14 protein-coding genes are annotated in these 17185 nt (G+C 66.6%); 5 read left to right on the top strand and 9 right to left on the bottom strand.

The features are described 5' to 3' along the window. Positions 1–4 precede the first annotated feature (4 nt). Positions 5–1201 (top strand): acyl-CoA dehydrogenase family protein, encoded by a 1197-nt coding sequence (locus QA649_RS08590; protein ID WP_283023792.1) that lies wholly within the window; start codon positions 5–7, stop codon positions 1199–1201. 120 nt (positions 1202–1321) lie between these two features. On the opposite strand, the gene QA649_RS08585 is transcribed toward QA649_RS08590, so the two are convergent. The 3 genes from QA649_RS08585 to QA649_RS08575 form a co-directional block, all read right to left on the bottom strand. Continuing rightward, positions 1322–3646, bottom strand: coding sequence for a xanthine dehydrogenase family protein molybdopterin-binding subunit (locus tag QA649_RS08585; protein WP_283023791.1), 2325 nt, complete (start codon positions 3644–3646; stop codon positions 1322–1324). 239 nt (positions 3647–3885) lie between these two features. After that, complete coding sequence (locus QA649_RS08580; RefSeq protein WP_283023790.1) at positions 3886–4761, bottom strand: dihydrodipicolinate synthase family protein; 876 nt, start codon at positions 4759–4761, stop codon at positions 3886–3888. A gap of 56 nt (positions 4762–4817) precedes the next feature. After that, positions 4818–5783, bottom strand: coding sequence for a VOC family protein (locus QA649_RS08575; protein ID WP_283023789.1), 966 nt, complete (start codon positions 5781–5783; stop codon positions 4818–4820). A 193-nt stretch (positions 5784–5976) separates the two neighbouring features. Here QA649_RS08575 and QA649_RS08570 point away from each other — a divergent pair, with 193 nt between their 5' ends. Both QA649_RS08570 and QA649_RS08565 read left to right on the top strand, forming a co-directional pair. Then, a complete protein-coding gene (locus QA649_RS08570) occupies positions 5977–6843 on the top strand; it encodes a S1C family serine protease (RefSeq protein ID WP_283023788.1) in 867 nt (288 codons plus the stop codon). Continuing rightward, positions 6840–7211, top strand: a complete 372-nt coding sequence (locus tag QA649_RS08565) for a helix-turn-helix transcriptional regulator (RefSeq protein ID WP_283023787.1) — start codon at positions 6840–6842, stop codon at positions 7209–7211. The genes QA649_RS08570 and QA649_RS08565 overlap by 4 nt, the downstream gene beginning before the upstream one ends. A 10-nt stretch (positions 7212–7221) precedes the next feature. Here QA649_RS08565 and QA649_RS08560 read toward each other — a convergent pair whose 3' ends face one another. From QA649_RS08560 to QA649_RS08540, 5 genes are all read right to left on the bottom strand, one after another. Continuing rightward, positions 7222–8463, bottom strand: a complete 1242-nt coding sequence (locus QA649_RS08560; RefSeq protein WP_283023786.1) for an amidohydrolase family protein — start codon at positions 8461–8463, stop codon at positions 7222–7224. Positions 8464–8492: 29 nt separating this feature from the next. After that, positions 8493–9575: a HAMP domain-containing sensor histidine kinase gene (locus QA649_RS08555; RefSeq protein ID WP_283023785.1), complete on the bottom strand. Its 1083-nt coding sequence runs from the start codon at positions 9573–9575 to the stop codon at positions 8493–8495. Next, the gene (locus QA649_RS08550) at positions 9562–10254 is read right to left on the bottom strand and encodes a response regulator transcription factor (RefSeq protein ID WP_018643736.1); all 693 of its coding nucleotides are present in this window, start codon (positions 10252–10254) and stop codon (positions 9562–9564) included. The genes QA649_RS08555 and QA649_RS08550 overlap by 14 nt, the downstream gene beginning before the upstream one ends. Before the next feature lie 100 nt (positions 10255–10354). After that, a complete protein-coding gene (locus QA649_RS08545) occupies positions 10355–10885 on the bottom strand; it encodes a hypothetical protein (RefSeq protein WP_283023784.1) in 531 nt (176 codons plus the stop codon). A 296-nt stretch (positions 10886–11181) separates the two neighbouring features. Next, on the bottom strand, positions 11182–13518 hold the full coding sequence (locus QA649_RS08540) for a Tex family protein (protein WP_283023783.1): 2337 nt from the start codon (positions 13516–13518) through the stop codon (positions 11182–11184). A gap of 407 nt (positions 13519–13925) precedes the next feature. On the opposite strand from QA649_RS08540, the gene QA649_RS08535 reads away from it, so the two are divergent. Next, on the top strand, positions 13926–15035 hold the full coding sequence (locus tag QA649_RS08535) for a ring-opening amidohydrolase (protein WP_283023782.1): 1110 nt from the start codon (positions 13926–13928) through the stop codon (positions 15033–15035). Positions 15036–15162: 127 nt separating this feature from the next. Beyond that, on the top strand, positions 15163–16632 hold the full coding sequence (locus QA649_RS08530; RefSeq protein WP_283023781.1) for an amidase: 1470 nt from the start codon (positions 15163–15165) through the stop codon (positions 16630–16632). A 190-nt stretch (positions 16633–16822) separates the two neighbouring features. On the opposite strand, the gene QA649_RS08525 is transcribed toward QA649_RS08530, so the two are convergent. Then, positions 16823–17140, bottom strand: a complete 318-nt coding sequence (locus QA649_RS08525) for a hypothetical protein (protein WP_283023780.1) — start codon at positions 17138–17140, stop codon at positions 16823–16825. Between the last annotated feature and the right edge of the window lie 45 nt (positions 17141–17185).

The following is a 17185-nucleotide window of genomic DNA, read 5'->3' as shown; positions in this document are numbered from 1 at the left end:
CCTCATGGACTTGTCGTTCAATGCCGAGGAGCGCGCCTTCCAGAGCGAGGTGCGCGGCTTCATTGCGAAAAACCTCACCGAAGAGATGAAGCGCGCGACCGCGCTGACGCCATCGGTGTTCTCCGACCCCGACATCGGCATGGCCTGGCAGCGCGCGCTGCACAGGCAGGGCTGGGGCGCGCCGGGCTGGCCGGTCGAATATGGCGGACCGGACTGGACGCCGGCGCAGCGCTGGATTTTTGAGACCGAATCCGCGCGCGCCGGCGTACCGAATGTCAACGTGATGGGCGTGAAGATGGTGGGGCCCGTCATCATCGGCTTCGGCTCGCCGGAACAGAAGAACTTCTACCTGCCGCGCATCCTCTCCGGCGAGGACTACTGGTGTCAGGGCTATTCCGAGCCGGGCTCCGGCTCGGACCTGTCCTCGCTGAAGACGCGCGCGGTGCGGGACGGCGACGACTACATCATCAACGGCACAAAAATCTGGACCACGCACGCCCATCATGCCAACCGCATGTTCGCACTGGTGCGCACCAGCGACGGGCCGCGCCAACAGGACGGCATCAGCTTCATCCTGATCGACATGAAGACGCCGGGTATCACGACGCGGCCGATCCTCACCATCGGCGGCGACCACGAGGTCAACCAGGTGTTCTTCGACGACGTGCGCGTGCCCGTGGCCAATCGCGTCGGCGAAGAAGGCAAGGGCTGGACCTACGGCAAATATTTGCTGGAGTTCGAGCGTGGCTCCGGCATCGCCTCGGCCAAGCTGCGCGAGGGGCTGAAGGCGATCGCGGATCTTGCTGCGTCCGATTTGACCGGGCGCGCGATCGACAGCCCGGACATCGCAACGCGCATCTCGGAGGTGGAGGTCGACATCGACGCGCTGGAGATGACCGAGCTGCGCGTGCTCTCGGCGCTGCAGACCGGACAGAATCCCGGCGCGGTGTCGTCGATCCTGAAGCTGCGCAACAGCGAGATCCGCCAGGCCGTGACGCGCCTCGGCGTCGACGTGATCGGCCACGACGCCCTCGCGGTCGAACCGATGCGCCCGCTCTACAGGCTCAACCACGAACCGGCGATCCCGGAGGACATGCTGACGGTGGTGCCGGAATATCTCAACGGCCGGGCGTACACGATCTTCGGCGGCACCTCGGAGATCCAGCGCGACATCATCGCGAAGATGATGCTGGGGATTTGAGGCTACGTCTCTCTCCACCGTCATTGCGAGGAGCCCTTGCGACGAAGCAATCCAGAATCTTTCCGCGGACGGAATCTGGATTGCTTCGCTGCGCTCGCAATGACGGTGCACGTGGGAGTGTTACCCGGCCGCCTTCGCGTCCCTGATCGCCTGCCAGATCTTCTGCGGCGTCAGCGGGGTGTTGAGCTGCGTGATGCCGAGTTCGGCCAGCGCGTCCATCACGCCGTTGGTGACGCAGGGAGGGCCGCCGATGGCGCCGGATTCGCCGCAGCCCTTGGCGCCGAGCGGATTGGTGCGGCAGGGCGCGGTATCGTCGAGCGTCACCACGATCGGCGGCACGTCGTCGGCGCGCGGAATGCAGTAATCCTGGTAGCTCGCGGTGAGGAGCTGGCCGTCGGCATCGTACGAGACGCCTTCGTAGAGCGCCTGGCCGATACCTTGCGCGACGCCGCCGTGGATCTGGCCAGTGACCAGCATCGGGTTAACCGCGACGCCGACGTCGTCGACGGTGGTGTAGCGCACGACCTTGGACACCCCGGTCTCGGGGTCGATCTCGACCTCGCAGATATGCGTGCCGTTCGGCCAGCTCGGTCCATCGACCTCGCCTTCGGAATCGACGCTGAGCTTGGCGCCGCTTTCCTTCTCGGCGAGATCGAACAGGCTGATGCGGCGGTCGGTGCCGACCACGGTGAGCATGCCGCCCTGGTACTCGATGTCCTCGATAGAGGTCTCAAGCACGTTGGCCGCCTTCTCGCGCGCCTTCTGGATCAGGTCGTTGGAGGAGACCGCAACCGCGGTGCCGCCGACGAACAGCGAGCGCGAGCCGACGCTGCCGAAACCCATGGCGAGATCGGTGTCGCCCTGGACGACGTCGATCCTGTCGAGGGGAATGCCGAGCGAGTCGGAAATCATCTGGGTGTAGGTGGTCTGCAGCCCCTGCCCCATCGCCATGGTGCCGGAATGCAGCACCACGCGCCCTTGCGAGGTCGCGTGCAGGCTGACCTTCTCGGTGTGGGCGCGGCCGCCGGTCCATTCGATGTAGGAGGTGAGCCCGCGGCCGTAGAGCATGCCCTTCTTCTTGGCGGCCTTCTTGCGCGCGGCAAAGCCGTCCCAGTCGGCGAGCTTCACGGCACGGTCGAGCATGTGGGCGAAGGCGCCGGAATCGTAAACCTGCCCGGCCGCGTTGGTGTAGGGCAGCTGCGCCGGCTTGATGTAGTTGGCTTTGCGGATCGCACGCGGATCCATGCCGATCTTTCGCGCGGCGGCGTCGAACAGGCGCTCGACGATGAAGACCGCTTCAGGACGGCCGGCGCCGCGATAGGCACCGACCGGCGCAGTGTGGGTCATCACCGACTGCACCTCGAAATGCACCAGCGGCAGGTCGTAGACGCCGGTCTGCACGAACGGGCCGAGCACCAGCGGAATGATGTTGGCCGCGCCCGAGGAATAGGCGCCGGTGCAGCCGATCGACTTGACGCGATAGGCCAGCACCTTGCCCTTCTCGTCGAGCGCGAAGGATGCCGTCGAGGTGAGATCGCGGCCGTGGGTGCCGCCGACGAACTCGTCGGTGCGGTCGCCGCGCCAGCGGATCTTCTTGTTCAGCTTGGTCGCGGCATAGGCGACGATGCCGTCCTCGGGATAGAGGTTGGTCTTCTGGCCGAAGCCGCCACCGATGTCGCCGACCAGCACGCGCACGCTGTCCTTGGGACGCTTGAGCACGGCTTCCGCCAGCACGTCGCGGGTCGAGGCCGGCGTCTGCGACTGCACGTGCAGGAGGAGACGGCCGGTCTTCTTGTCGATCTCGGCAATGGTCGAGCGCGGCTCCATCGCGGAAGGCACGAGACGCTGGCTGACGAGATCGAGCGCGACCGTATGCGCAGCCGTGGCAAAGGCCTCGTCCACCTTGGCGGCATCGCCGTAAGCCATCGCGCCGACGATGTTGTCGGGCGCCTCCGGCCACACCACGGGCGCGCCGGGCTTCACCGCCTCGACCGGATCGACCACCGCGGGCTGCACGTCGTATTCGACCACGATCGCTTCAGCCGCGCTCTGCGCTTCCGCGCGGGAGGCGGCGACCACGGCCGCGACCGCTTCGCCGGCGTAGCGCACGATCTCATGGGCGAGCAGGCGGCGCGGCGGCACCGTCATCGGCTTGCCGTCGGGACGCTTGAAGATGCTCAAGGTCGGGATGGCGCCGATGTCGTCCTTGACGAGGTCGGCACCGGTGTAGACCGCGGTGACGCCGGGCATCGCGACCGCCGCGCTGGTGTCGATCGAGACGATCTTCGCATGCGCATGCGGCGAGCGCAGCACGTACAACCACAGCGCGCCGTCTTCCGGCTTGTCGTCGATGAATTGCCCCTTCCCGGTCAGCAGCCGCTGGTCTTCCAAACGCTTGACGGGCTGGCCCGCTCCGAAACGCAAATTGCCGGGAAGAATGTTCATTCCGTGGGGTCCTCAGGGTCTTTTCGAAACTGCGGGCAGCCTTTTAGCGGATCGATCAGGGGCATGCCAGCCGCGGTTTTGGGCGGGATATCCACGATTTCGGCATGCCGTCCGTTAAATCTGCGATTCCGTAGGGTGGGCAAAGGCGCGCTCTTCGCGCGCCGTGCCCACCACTCTCAACAACGGGCAAATGGTGGGCACGCTACGCTTTGCCCACCCATCATGGGGACGACCACTCGCTACGCCAGCTCCCGGAGCGCCGCTTCCACCACCTTGCGCGCATCGGCCGTCAGCGGGGCCTGTGGCGGGACGGGATCGCCGATGTCGTAGCCCTGAATTGCAAGGCCGGCCTTGATGCAGGCGGCGAGGTTGAAGCGGGCGAAGGCTTCGTTGATGCGCCAGAGCCGGCGCTGGAGCACCATGGCCTCGTCCCAGCGGCCGGCCCTGCAGAGGTCGTAGAGCTTAACGCTCTGGCGCGGGATGATGCAGGCCGGACCCGCCATCCAGCCGAGCCCGCCGATCAGCATGACCGCCGCCGGAATATGGGCGGAGGCCGAGAACACGCGCAAACCATCGCCGCAGCGGTTCATGATCGAGAGCAGCCGGCCGGTGTTGGTCGAGGCGTCCTTGATGTAGCCGATGCGCGGATGCTCCGCGAGCCGCGCGATCACGTCGAGGGTGAGGTCGGAGCGCTGGAATTGCGGATTGGTGTAGATGACAACGGGAATGTCCACGGCGTCCGCGATGGCGCGGAAGTAGGATTCGACCTGGGCATCGGCGAGCGGGAAATAGGCTTCCAGGATCGCCAGGATGCCGTCGGCACCGAGCTTCTGATAGGCCCGTGCCTGCGCCACCGCATCCGCGGTCGAGGTGGAGGCGACGCCGGCCACGACCGGCACGCGGCCCTTTGCGGCTTCGATCGTGGTCTGCACGATCGCGCTCCGCTGCGCGGCATTGAGATAAGCGAACTCGCCGGTCGAACCGAGCGGCGTCAGTCCGTGCACGCCGGCACCGATCAGGTCGTCGCAGAGCTTTGCGAGCACGTTCGTCCGCACCGTGCCGTCCGCATCGACGGGGGAGACGAGGTAGGGAAAGACGCCGTGGAATTCGGACATGTCGGGGGCTCCGGAAGCTGGCACCCCAGAGGTATTAGCAACCCCCGTCCCGGCGATCAAACCTTGAGCAAGCGTACCCGCGTGCCCCAGGGATCGATCGCCTCCACGCCGTTGCTTAGCGCCGTGACGTTCACACCGCCCTTGCGCAGGCGCTCTTCCTGCGCGGCGAGCAGCTCCTGCTTCGCCATCACCAGCGAGAACCAGGCAAGACCGGTCGTGGAATCGTCGCGCTGGCCGGCGCCCTGGCTCTGCCAGACATTCATGCCGAGGTGATGGTGATAGCGCCCTGACGACAGGAACGCCGCGCCGTTGCGCTTGCGCGTCGGGTCGAGGCCGACCGTGCCGTGATAGAATCGCTCGGCCTCGGCGAGATCGCCGACGCGCAGATGCATGTGGCCGACGCGCATACCGTCCGGCGCCTTGGCGTAATCAGGGACGCGCGTATTGGTCAGCGACAGCAAATCGGGAATGTTGAGCTCGTCCGTCGCCATCTTCACGCTGCCCTCGCTCCACTGCCACTGCGAGGGATCGCGATCGGCATAGACCTCGATGCCGTTGCCTTCGGGGTCGTCGAGATAGACGGATTCGCTGACGAGGTGATCGGCAAAGCCCGACAGCTTCACGCGGTGCGAGGCGGCGTGGACCAGCCAGCGTGCGAGGTCCTTGCGGGTCGGCATCAGGAAGGCGGTGTGGTAGAGGCCGGCGGCGCTGCGCGATTCAATCGCGGCATCGGGACGGGCTTCCAGCACCAGCAGCGTGATGCCGCCAGTGCCGAGCTTCGCGCCCGCTGCCGAGCGGTCCATAACGGTGAGCCCGATCACGTCGCGGTAGTAGTCGGCAACCGTATCGAGATTCTTGACCCGGAGCGTCACCATGCCGACCCGCATCGGCGTGCGGCTGGCATAGGTCGGGCCGCCGCCCTGCGGGTTGCCCTCGGCACGCGCCGCGGCTGCGGCCGCCATCGCAAGCGAGGTGGCACCGGCGAGGTGAAGCAGGGTGCGGCGGGTGAGATCGATGGTCATCAGTCGGGGCTCGCTGAAATCCTTGAGGCCATAGGGCGCAATTTTCGGGATTGCTACACGTTCCCGTGAGGCGCTCCCAATCACATGTTCGTCGGCCGTGGTCCTACGGAGGCCTGCCTCTTTCCTGGCCACCCGGCCAGTTTCGCAATCGCTCGCGGCATCCCAGATTGAGGACAACTTACAGGAGCCCGCCATGACCGATCTCAGCCCCCTGTCCTCACTGTCGTCCGCGCTCGCGGACGTGGTGGCGCGCACCGCGCCGTCCGTCGTCTCCGTGCATTCGCATCGCTCCCGCTCGACCGGCTTCGTCTGGAAGAGCGGCCTGATCGTCACCGCCGACGAGGCACTGGCCGACGAGGGCGAGGTCGAGATCGGCCTCGACGACGGCGGTCGGGTCGCCGCCACGATCGCCGGCCGCGACCATACGACCGACATCGCGCTGCTCCGCGCCAACATCGCTCTCACGCCGGTCAAGCTCGCCGCCACGGTCCCGCCGCTCGGCGCGTTGTCAATCGTTGTCGCCACCCATCGCGAGACGCCGAGCGCGGCGCTCGGGATGATCTCGGCGTCCGGCAAGAGCTGGCGCTCCTTGCGCGGGGGCGACATCGATGCCCGGATCGAGCTCGACGTCCGTCTGCGCGAAAGCCAGCAGGGCGGCCTGGCGCTCGACGCATCGGGCGCAGCCTTCGGCATGGCCGTGCTCGGGCCGCGGCGAGTGCTCGTCATTCCGACCGCGACGATCGAGCGCATCGCTCCGCAGCTCGAGACGCGCGGCCGCATCGCCCGCGGATATCTCGGCCTCGGGCTCCAGCCGGTGCGGCTCGACGACGGCATCGGTGCGATGGTGATGAATGTCGACAAGGCCGGACCTTCGGCCGCGGCCGGCATCCGCCAGGGCGATGTGATCGTCGCAGTCAACGACCAGAAACTGTCAGGCGTGCGCGCGCTGTCGCGGACGCTGGGTCCGGCCAGCGTCGGCGCCGTGGTCGATGTCGCGGTGCGCCGCGGCGGCGAGCCGGTCAGCTTCAAGGTCACGGTCGGCGAGAGGCCGGAGGCGTGAGCGCGGACAAGACCGCCGAGATCGTGCTCGCGCTGGAGATCGACGATCCTGCGCTGGCCGATCGCCTGACGGCGCTGCTCGGCAATGTCAGCGGGATTCGCCTCGCCGGGCCCGGTGAGCAGGCCGCGGCGACGGTCGTCGCCCGCGATCCGCGCAGCATGCCTGAGGACATCGCGCTGACGCAGCGCGAGCTCGACGTGCTGGCGCTGATGGCCGAGGGCTCGTCCAACAAGATGATCGCGCGTCAGCTCGGCATCTCCGTACACACCGTGAAATTCCATGTCGGTTCGCTGCTCGACAAGCTGGATGCCACCGGCCGCACCGATGCGGTCGCGCATGCGGCACGCCGCGGCGTGATCGAGCTCTGAGCGGCGTGGATCAATCGCCGACGGCAATCTGCGCCAGCGCGCGCATGCGGTCGGTGTCGACGACGCGGCCGTGGCTGATGACGACGCGCGGGGGGCTGTGGAAACGCAGCGCCTCGGTGACGTCGCCCTGCTCGAGGATGACGAGATTGGCCGCGCAGCCGAGCCCGAGGCCGTAGCGTTCCAGATTCATCGCCGTCGCTGCGCGCGTGGTGATCATGTCGTAGAGCGTCTCGAGCTCGCTCTTCCCGGTCATCCAGAGCAGATGCGAGGCGAGGAACGCCACTTCCAGCATGTTGTTGCGGCCAAGCGGATAATAGGCGTCGGAGATATCGTCCTGGCCGAGGCAGACATTGATGTCGGCGGCCAGCAGCTCCTTCACGCGCGCATGCAGCGGCCCGTTGTGGGGATTGCTCACGACGCTGACGCGGGCCTTTCCGAGCAGCCCCATCAATTCGCGGAGGTAATTGTCGGGATAGAGCGCCATCGCCCGGCAATGATGCGCGAGCGCCCGGCCCTCGACGCCGCGGGCGATCACCGCGCGCGCCATCATGTCGAGCGTGCGCATATTGGCGTCGCCGACATCATCCAGCAGCATCGAGACGTCGGCCCCGTGCTGGGCCGCAAGGTCGAAGCAGAAATCGATGTGGCGACGCCGGTCCTCTTCATCGGCTTCGATCCAGGGGATGCCGCCGACGATATCGGCCCCGAGCGTCATCGCCTTGCGCATCAGATCGTCCGCGCCGGGCTCGCGAAGCAGGCCGTCCTGCGGGAAGGCCACGACCTGAATATCGACGATGCCGCGAAATTCCTCGCGAATGGCGAGCAGCGCCTTGATACCCTCGAGCCGGGCCTTGGTGTCGACATCGGCGAAGGCGCGGATGTGGAGATTGCCGTGGAGCGCGGCGAGCGCCACCGCACGCCGCGCGTTCGGGACGATCCAGGACGCGTCATAGTTGTTCTTCACCACCGCGGCGAGCTCGACCGCCTTCGCCGCCTCGCTCATGCCGCCGCCCTGATAGGCCGCGAGCGCCGCCTCCGACATCATCGGCAGGGTCCAGACCTTGCAGAGATGCAGATGCGGATTGACGAAAGCGGGCGTGACCAGACCGCCGCGGGCATCGACGAAGGATTGGGCGCCGGTCTGCAGCCGGCTGCCGATTGCGGTGATCACGCCATCGGTGATTCCAATGTCGACGATCTCGCGGCTGCGCGTGCGGGCGTTGGTGATGACGAGGTCTGGCAGGCGGGACATTGCAGGACTTCCACTCGATACCAGGGCGATCATGCAAGTTGGGTGCCGGTATGCGGAAACCGCAACCGGACGGTCAGACCCGGCGCATTCTCATGCAGTGCAATCTCGGCGCCATGAAGGCGCGCGACGGCGGCGACGAGGCTGAGACCGAGGCCGTTGCCCGGCGTGTAGCGGCTCTGCTCGAGCCGGTAGAAGCGCTTGAAGACGTGATCGCGCGCCTCGGTGGGAATGCCCGGTCCGTCGTCGGCGATCGCGATCACCGCGCCACCATCGGCGCTGCGGCAGGTCACCGTCACCTGCCCGCCCTTGCGGCCGTGCTTGATCGCGTTGTCGACGAGATTGGCGACGGCGTCGAACAGCAGGTCTCGGTCGCCCGTGATCGGCACTTCGCGGTCGCCGTCGAGACTGAGGCGGGTTGCGACCTGTTCGGCGGCGGCGTCGTAGAGCTCGACGACCTCGCCGGCGATCTCGGTCAGGTTCAACGCACGAAAGGCGCTCCGGCGTGCGCGGGTCTCGATCTCCGAGATTCGCGTGATGGAGGCGAACATGCCGAGCACGGCATCGAGATCGGCGATGGTGTCGCCGATCAGCGCCGCGTCGGCCTCGCTGTTGCGCGGCGTATGATAGGCCTTCTCGAGCCGGCCGCGCATGCGCGTCAGCGGCGTGCGCAAATCGTGGGCGACGTTGTCGCTGACCTGCTTGACCTCGCCCATCAGCGTCTCGATGCGGTCCAGCATCTGGTTGAGGTTTTCGGCGACACGGTCCCACTCGTCGTGGCTGCCGCGCAACGGGATGCGCCGGTCGAGGCCGGACAGCATGATGGCACGGCTGGTCGCGTTGATCTCCTCGATCCGCCCGACCGTGCGCCGCGTCACCAGCACCGCCGCAAGGCCGGCGAGGACGAGGAGCAGCACGGCGACCGCGACCATCGCGAGCTCGATCATGCCGGTGAAGCCGCTGTGATCGCCGGCGTCACCGACGCGGCTTTGCACATAGCCGATCGTGCCGACATAGACGTAGGCCATGATCGCCGCGACGATCAGCCCGAATGCCGCGATCGCCATCAGCGCCAGACGGAAGGTCGAGGAGCGGAGCGTCTTAGCCAGGAGCACGGAGGCAATATCCGATGCCGCGGATGGTATGGATCAGCGGATAGGCCTGGGCATCGTCGACCTTGCGGCGGACGCGGCCGACATAGACGTCGATGATGTTGGTGGAAGGATCGAAATGCAGGTCCCAGACGTGCTGGAGCAGCATCGCGCGGGAGACGACGCGGCCCTCGTTGCGGACGAGATATTCGAGCAGCTGGAATTCGCGCGGCAGCAGCGGAATCTTGCGGCCGCGGCGGCTGGCGCTACGTGCGATCAGGTCGATGGCGAGGTCGCCGACGCGCAGCAGCGTCTCCTTGGCGATGGTGTCGCTGCGCCGGCCCAGGGCCTCCAGCCGCGCCAGCAGCTCGACGAAGGAAAACGGCTTGACCAGATAGTCGTCGCCGCCGGCGCGCAAGCCCCGGACGCGGTCGTCGACCTCGCCGAGCGCGGAGATGATCAGGAAGGGCGCTGCAATGCCGTCGTCGCGCAACTGGCGCATCACGGTGATGCCGTCGATGTCGGGCAGCATGCGGTCGATGGTGATCACGGCATAGTCGCGCGCGACGCCGTGGCTGAGGGCCTCGCGCCCGGTGGCGGCGAGATCGACGTCATAGCCAGAGGTCGTCAGCTCCTCGACGAGCTGGCCTGCGGTTTCCGGATCGTCCTCGACGACCAGGATGCGGCGGTGACCTCCGGTCATGCGAAACTCCGCGCGACGATCGCCACCAGACTATCCCGTTCCGGGGCTGAGCGGAACTGCCCGATGGCGATCGCGACAATGGTGCGGTACGGCGATGCGACTACCAATAGTCTCCGCACACATTGACCCATTGCCACCCATAGGGCGTCCAGCTCCTGCGCCAGCAGCCGTCGTCGTAGTAGTTGGCATAGATGAACGGCGCGCCGACGAAGGCGAACCGACGGAAGTGATGACGGTGGAAGAAGGCATGGCGGCCGATGAAGGGCCTGCCGTGCCAGCCCGTGCCGGCAAACCGCGGTCCGAAGGCGGCGCGGGTCGCCAGCGGGGCTCCGGCAAAGCGGGGGCCGATGGCGGCGCGGGCGGCCATCGGCGAACCAACGAAGCGGGCACCACCGAAATGGGCGCCGCCCATCCCGCCAAATCGCATGCCGCCGCCACCCATGCCGCCACCGCCGACATGCATGCCACCACCACCGAAGTGGCCACCGCCGCCAAAGCCGCCATGGCCACCACCGCCGAAGCCGCCGTGACCTCCGCCACCCATGCCGCCACGGGCGAGCACTGGTGAACCGAGCGCCATCATCGCGGCGACCGTCACCGCAGTGAGGCCTTTGAGAAGCCTGTTGTCCATCGAAGCATCCTCCGTGCTGCGCGGCGGTATTTCTGCCGCGTCAGAAGGATCAGATGAGAGGAAGGGACACGCACCTTCAACTTACAAACGCGCCAGATTCTGACGCGGAAGTTAGGGAAGCGGAGCTCCGCTCTCTCCTCGTCATTGCGAGGAGCCCTTGCGACGAAGCAATCCAGACTGTTTCCGCGGCGGAAATCTGGATTGCTTCGCTGCGCTCGCAATGACGACGTGGAGAGAGTTTTCCATACGTCGAGCAGCTAACCTCTCCCCGCAAAGAGCGGGGAGAGGTTGAAGATTCACGCCCGCTTCCCGTTGCTCTTCTCCGCAGCCCTGCGCATGGCCTCGGCAAGCGCGCCGCCGCCGGAGGATTCCTGCTTGCGCGGCGCGGACGAGGTCATGCGGCTCGCGTTGCGCTGGCCGTTGTCGCGCTGCATGCCGGGGGCGTCTTTCTTGGCGCCGACCTCGTCGTCGAGCCGCAGCGTCAGCGAGATGCGCTTGCGGGCGACCTCGAAGTCCAGCACCTTCACCTTGACGATGTCGCCAGGCTTCACCACCTCGCGCGGATCCTTGATGAAATTCTTCGACATCGCCGAGATATGGACGAGGCCATCCTGGTGCACGCCGATGTCGACGAAGGCGCCGAAAGCGGCGACGTTGGTCACGGTGCCCTCGAGGATCATGCCCTTCTTGAGATCCTTGATCTCCTCGACGCCTTCCTTGAACACGGCGGCCTTGAATGCCGGACGCGGGTCGCGGCCGGGCTTTTCCAACTCGCGCAGGATGTCGGTGACGGTCGGCAGGCCGAAGGTCTCGTCGACAAAATCCTTCGGCTTCAGCGTGCGCACGATCTCGCTGCTGCCGATCAGCGCCTTGATGTCGCTCTTGGTCGCCTCGAGAATGCGTCGCACCACCGGATAGGCTTCGGGATGCACGCCTGACGCGTCGAGCGGGTCCTCGCCGCCGAGGATGCGCAAAAAGCCCGCGCACTGCTCGAACGCCTTCGGACCCAGCCGCGGCACGTCCTTGAGCGCCTTGCGCGACTTGAACGGGCCGTTGGCGTCGCGATGCGCCACGATGCTCTGGGCAAGGCCCGAGCCGACGCCCGACACGCGCGCGAGCAGCGGGGCCGAAGCGGTGTTGACGTCGACGCCGACGGCGTTCACGCAGTCTTCCACCACGGCATCGAGCGATTTGGCGAGCTTGGCCTGGCCGAGGTCGTGCTGATACTGGCCGACGCCGATCGCCTTCGGCTCGATCTTGACGAGCTCGGCGAGCGGATCCTGCAGGCGCCGCGCGATCGAGACCGCACCGCGCAAGGTGACGTCGAGGCCGGGCAATTCCTCCGAGGCGAAGGCCGAGGCCGAATAGACCGACGCGCCGGCTTCCGACACCACGATCTTGTTCATCTTCAGCTCGGCGAGGCCCTTGACGAGATCACCCGCGAGCTTGTCGGTCTCACGCGAGGCGGTGCCGTTGCCGATCGCGATCAGCTCGACGCGATGCTTCATCGCGAGCCGGCCCAGCGTCGCCAGCGACTCATTCCACTGCCGCTGCGGCTCGTGCGGATATATCACCGCAGTATCGACCACCTTGCCGGTGGCGTCGGTCACCGCGACCTTGACGCCGGTGCGGTAGCCGGGGTCGAGCCCCATGGTGGCGCGGGTGCCGGCGGGCGCGGCCAGCAGCAGGTCGCGCAGATTGGAGGCGAACACGCGCACCGCCTCGGTTTCGGCCGCATTCCAAAGCCGCATGCGCAGGTCGATGTTGAGATGCACCTGGATCTTGGTGCGCCAGGCCCAGCGCACGGTGTCGATCAGCCAGCGGTCGCCGGCACGCTTGAGGTCGGCGATGCCGAAGCGCTTCATGATCTTCAGTTCATAGGCGCTGGGCACGCCGGGCGGCGGTGCTTCGGCCTCGGGCTGGATCTGGAGATCGAGGATCTCCTCCTTCTCGCCGCGGAACATCGCGAGGATGCGGTGCGACGGCAGCCTGGTCAGCGGCTCCGAGAAATCGAAATAGTCGGCGAACTTTTCGCCCTCGGTCTTCTTGCCGTCGCGCACCTTGGAGGCCATTCGCGCGTTGGTCCACATCTCTTCGCGAAGCGCGCCGATCAGGTCGGCGTCCTCGTCGAAGCGTTCGACCAGGATGGCGCGGGCGCCGTCGAGCGCGGCGGCAGCATCCGCAACACCCTTCTCGGCGTTGATGAAGCCTTCCGCCACGACCTTCGGATCGTTGCCAGGCTCGGCGATGAGCTGATTGGCGAGCGGCTCGAGTCCGGCTTCCTTGGCGATCTCCGCCTTGGTGCGGCGCTTCGGCTTGAACGGCAGATAGATGTCTTCCAGGCGGGCCTTGCTGTCGGCGGCCATGATGGTGGCTTCCAGCGCGGCATCGAGCTTGCCCTGCTCGCGGACCGATTCGAGGATGGCCTTGCGGCGGTCCTCGAGCTCGCGCAGGTAGACCAGGCGCTCCTCCAGGGTGCGCAATTGCGCGTCGTCGAGCGCACCGGTCGCTTCCTTGCGGTAGCGGGCGATGAAGGGAACCGTTGCGCCGCCGTCGAGCAGCGTCACCGCCGCCTCGACCTGCTCCGCCCGAACCCCAAGCTCCTGCGCAATTTTCTGGTTGATATTTGCCACGCGAGAATCCCTCTATCCAAGCACGCGACGCAGGGGCGAACCACCGGCCGCGGGACGCCGCTTATGGACCAACCAAGGTTGATTCATCAAGGTGCGGCGCGCAACCGTCGACAGAGGATTTTTTTGCTGGATCGATGCGATCTCGCCACAATCGTGGGGACGGCGAAGGCTGCGCACATACTCCGCCGTCGTCCTGGCGAAAGCCAGGACCCATACCCCGGAATCCATCGATTGCTGACGGTATGAGTACCGACCACGAATCTTCGTCAAACCACTCCCTGGGGTAATGGGTCCTGGCTTTCGCCAGGACGACACCGAGAATGGCGCACATGGCCTCGGTATCTTGACAGCCGCCCTATTACCCAGGCTGTTTGCGCAGCCGGACCACCGAACTCCAAGGACCAGTCATGCGTGCAACATCGGTCGGCGTCTACAAGATCGCCACCACGGGCCCCGGCGACATCTCCGGCCTCATGGCCATGATCGGCTCCGGCGCGATCGATCCGAAATCGATCCTCGCCATTCTCGGCAAGACCGAGGGCAATGGCGGGGTCAACGACTTCACCCGGGAGTACGCCGTCGCCGCGCTGTCCACAGCACTGGCGCCGCAACTCGGTCTCACCCCGCATCAGGTCGAGCAGCGCATCGCCTTCGTGATGTCCGGCGGCACCGAAGGCGTGCTGAGCCCGCATATCACGGTGTTCACGCGCCGCGAGGCCGAGCGCCCGGCGGGCCTGTCCGGCAAGCGCCTGAGCATCGGCATGGCGCACACGCGGGATTTCCTGCCCGAAGACCTTGGGCGCTCCGCACAGATCGCGGAGACGGCCAAGGCTGTGAAGGCCGCGATGGCGGATGCCGGCATCCTCGAGCCCGCCGACGTGCATTTCGTGCAGATCAAGTGCCCGCTGCTGACCAGCGAGCGTGTCGCGGCGGCAAACGCGCGCGGCAACAAGACGGCGACGACGAGCTCTTACAGCTCGATGGCCTATTCGCGCGGCGCCTCCGCGCTGGGGGTTGCGGTCGCGCTCGGCGAGATCGGCCCCGACGTCCGCGACGAGGACGTGCTGAGCCGCTACGAACTGTACTCGAACGTCGCATCCACCTCGTCCGGGATCGAGCTGATGCACAATGTCGTCATCGTGCTCGGCAACTCGGAGTCGTCAGCGAGCGCATTCGAGATCGGACACGCGGTGATGGACGATGCGATCGACGCGCCGGCTGTGGTATCGGCATTGAACAGCGTCGGGCTTGGCGTCGCACCGCAAACCAGCGCGGGCCGCGCGCTCGTCAACATCTTCGCCAAGGCGGAAGCTTCGCCTGACGGCAGCTTGCGCGGCTTTCGCCACACCATGCTCGAAGACACCGATATCAGCTCGACGCGCCACGCCCGCGCTGCAGTCGGCGGCCTGATCGCAGGCCTTGCCGGCACCGGCGCGGTTTACGTGTCCGGCGGCGCCGAGCATCAGGGCCCGGCCGGCGGCGGCCCGGTTGCGGCGATCGCGCGACTGTCGGATTGATAGAGCGAGCATCCCGGATCGTCCGACCTCTCCGCCCGGCGCAACCCTGCCCCTCGCGCCGGCTCAGTTGATTCACGCGGGCCATTGCGAAAAAGGTGGCGCCGCACCTTAAGGGGATTTTGACTGCATGACTTTGCCGATGAGCTGGAATGAATGGGCGCAGCACGATGGCGTGGCGCTGGCGGCGCGCGTCCGCAAGGGCGAGCTGACGGCGAAGGAATTGGCGCGCCAGGCCGCCGCCGGCGTCGCCAAGGTCAATCCGGCACTGTCGGGCGTGGTCGAGCTGTTCGAGGACGTGATCGCCGATCCTGCCAAGGACGGCGCCAATCTCGCAGGCCCCTTCGCCGGCCTGCCTTTCCTGATGAAGGATCTGGGACCGACCATGAAGGGCCGGCTCCAGGAGATGGGTTCGCTGCTGATGCGCGGCAATCGCGCCGCGGCCGACACGTTCCTCACCGGTAAATTCCGCCAGGCGGGGCTCAACCTGATCGGACGCACCACGACGCCGGAATTCGGCGTATGCAGCTCGGCCGACAATCCCGCCGTCTATGTCACCCGCAATCCCTGGAATACCGACTACACCACCTGCGGCTCGTCGGCGGGCAGCGCGGCGATGGTCGCCGCGGGCGTCGTGCCGATCGCGCATGCGACCGACGGTGGCGGCTCGATCCGCATTCCCGCCGGCGTCAACGGCAATATCGGCCTGAAGGTCTCGCGCGGCGTGTTCTCGCTGGCCCCGCACATGTCCGATCTCACCGGCCTCGTCTCGATCCAGGGCTGCCAGTCGCGCTCGGTGCGCGATACCGCCGCCTTCGTCGATCACGCCCGCGGGCCTGCGCCCGGCGAGTTCATGCCGTTCTGGACCACCGCGCAGCCCTATTCCGAGATGATCAAGCGCGATCCGACAAAACTTCGCATCGCGCTGTCGCACACCTGGGGCGATTACACCGCGACGCCCGAGCTCGCTGCCGAGTTGGAGAAGACCGGCCGCTTCCTCGAAGGCCTCGGCCATCACGTCGATTACGCGCTACCCGAGCTCGACTTCCGCGCCGCCTTTGCGGCGCAGACGACCTGCTACATCTCGAATTTCGCGGTGGTGATCTCCAACATGCTCGCCGCGCGCGGGCTGGAAAAGCCGCCGGAAGATCTGATCGAGCCCATGAACATCAGGATCTGGGAAGCCGGCCGCCACACGACCTTCGCCGAGCGGGCGAAGATGCAGGCCGTGTTCAACACGACGTCACGCGGCTTCGGCGCGTTCTTCGAGCAGTGGGACGTGATCCTGACGCCGATCACCGCGCTGCCGACGCCGAAGGTCGGCACCAGGGAATATCTCACCATCTCCGACAACCCTGACGTGCTCGACTGGTTCGGCAATCTCTGGCGCTTCTTCGCCTTCACGCCGCTCGCCAATCTCTGCGGCATGCCCGCAATCTCGATGCCGATGGCTGCCCAGGACCACGGCCTGCCGCTCGGCATCCAGGCCATCGCCAAGCAGGCCAATGACGGCCTGCTCTTGCAACTCGCCGCCCAGATCGAGCGCGCGCTCGACGGCAAGTGGAACGGCGGCAAAAAGCCGAAGGTGCATGTGAGCTGAGGCGAAGCTATTTGCTTCGAAGGGCGGCGCGCTTGCGGCCATCCTTCGAGACGCCCGCCGTTGGCGGGCCCTCAGGATGAGGTTTCGCGGCGAGAATATCAGACCCTCATGATGAGGAGACCGCGAAGCGGTCGTCTACGGACGACGCTTCGCGTCGCCGCGAGAACCATGCAGGCCCGCGCGACGGCCTTCAGTTCTTCATCGCCGGAATGTCCTCCGCCGGCTGCTGCTGGCCCTGCTTGTACATCGCGAGCGCCTTGTCGAGCGCTTCGCGTAGCGCGAGCGCTGCAGGGACACTGCAGCGCAGATGCGCGGTCTGGACCACGTCGACCCTGACGGCGGCACCGACCGGCATCAGCAGGTTCGCGGCGAGCTCGATCTGGATCGCACCATTGTGATGGCCGAAGCAGGATGCACCGTCGAAATAGATGATCGGCGCCCGCTCCGAGCTCGAGATCGAAATAGTGGCGAGCCCCTGGGTGGTGCCGGGTGTCTCGGGGTCGGTCATGGGTGCTCCTTGCGGGCATTGGACGAACGAAGCGCCCACCATCGT

This window comes from Bradyrhizobium sp. CB1717, from assembly GCF_029714325.1.
Taxonomy (GTDB): domain Bacteria; phylum Pseudomonadota; class Alphaproteobacteria; order Rhizobiales; family Xanthobacteraceae; genus Bradyrhizobium.
Note: the sequence above shows the minus strand (reverse complement) of the source record. Positions and strands in the feature narration are given on the sequence as shown.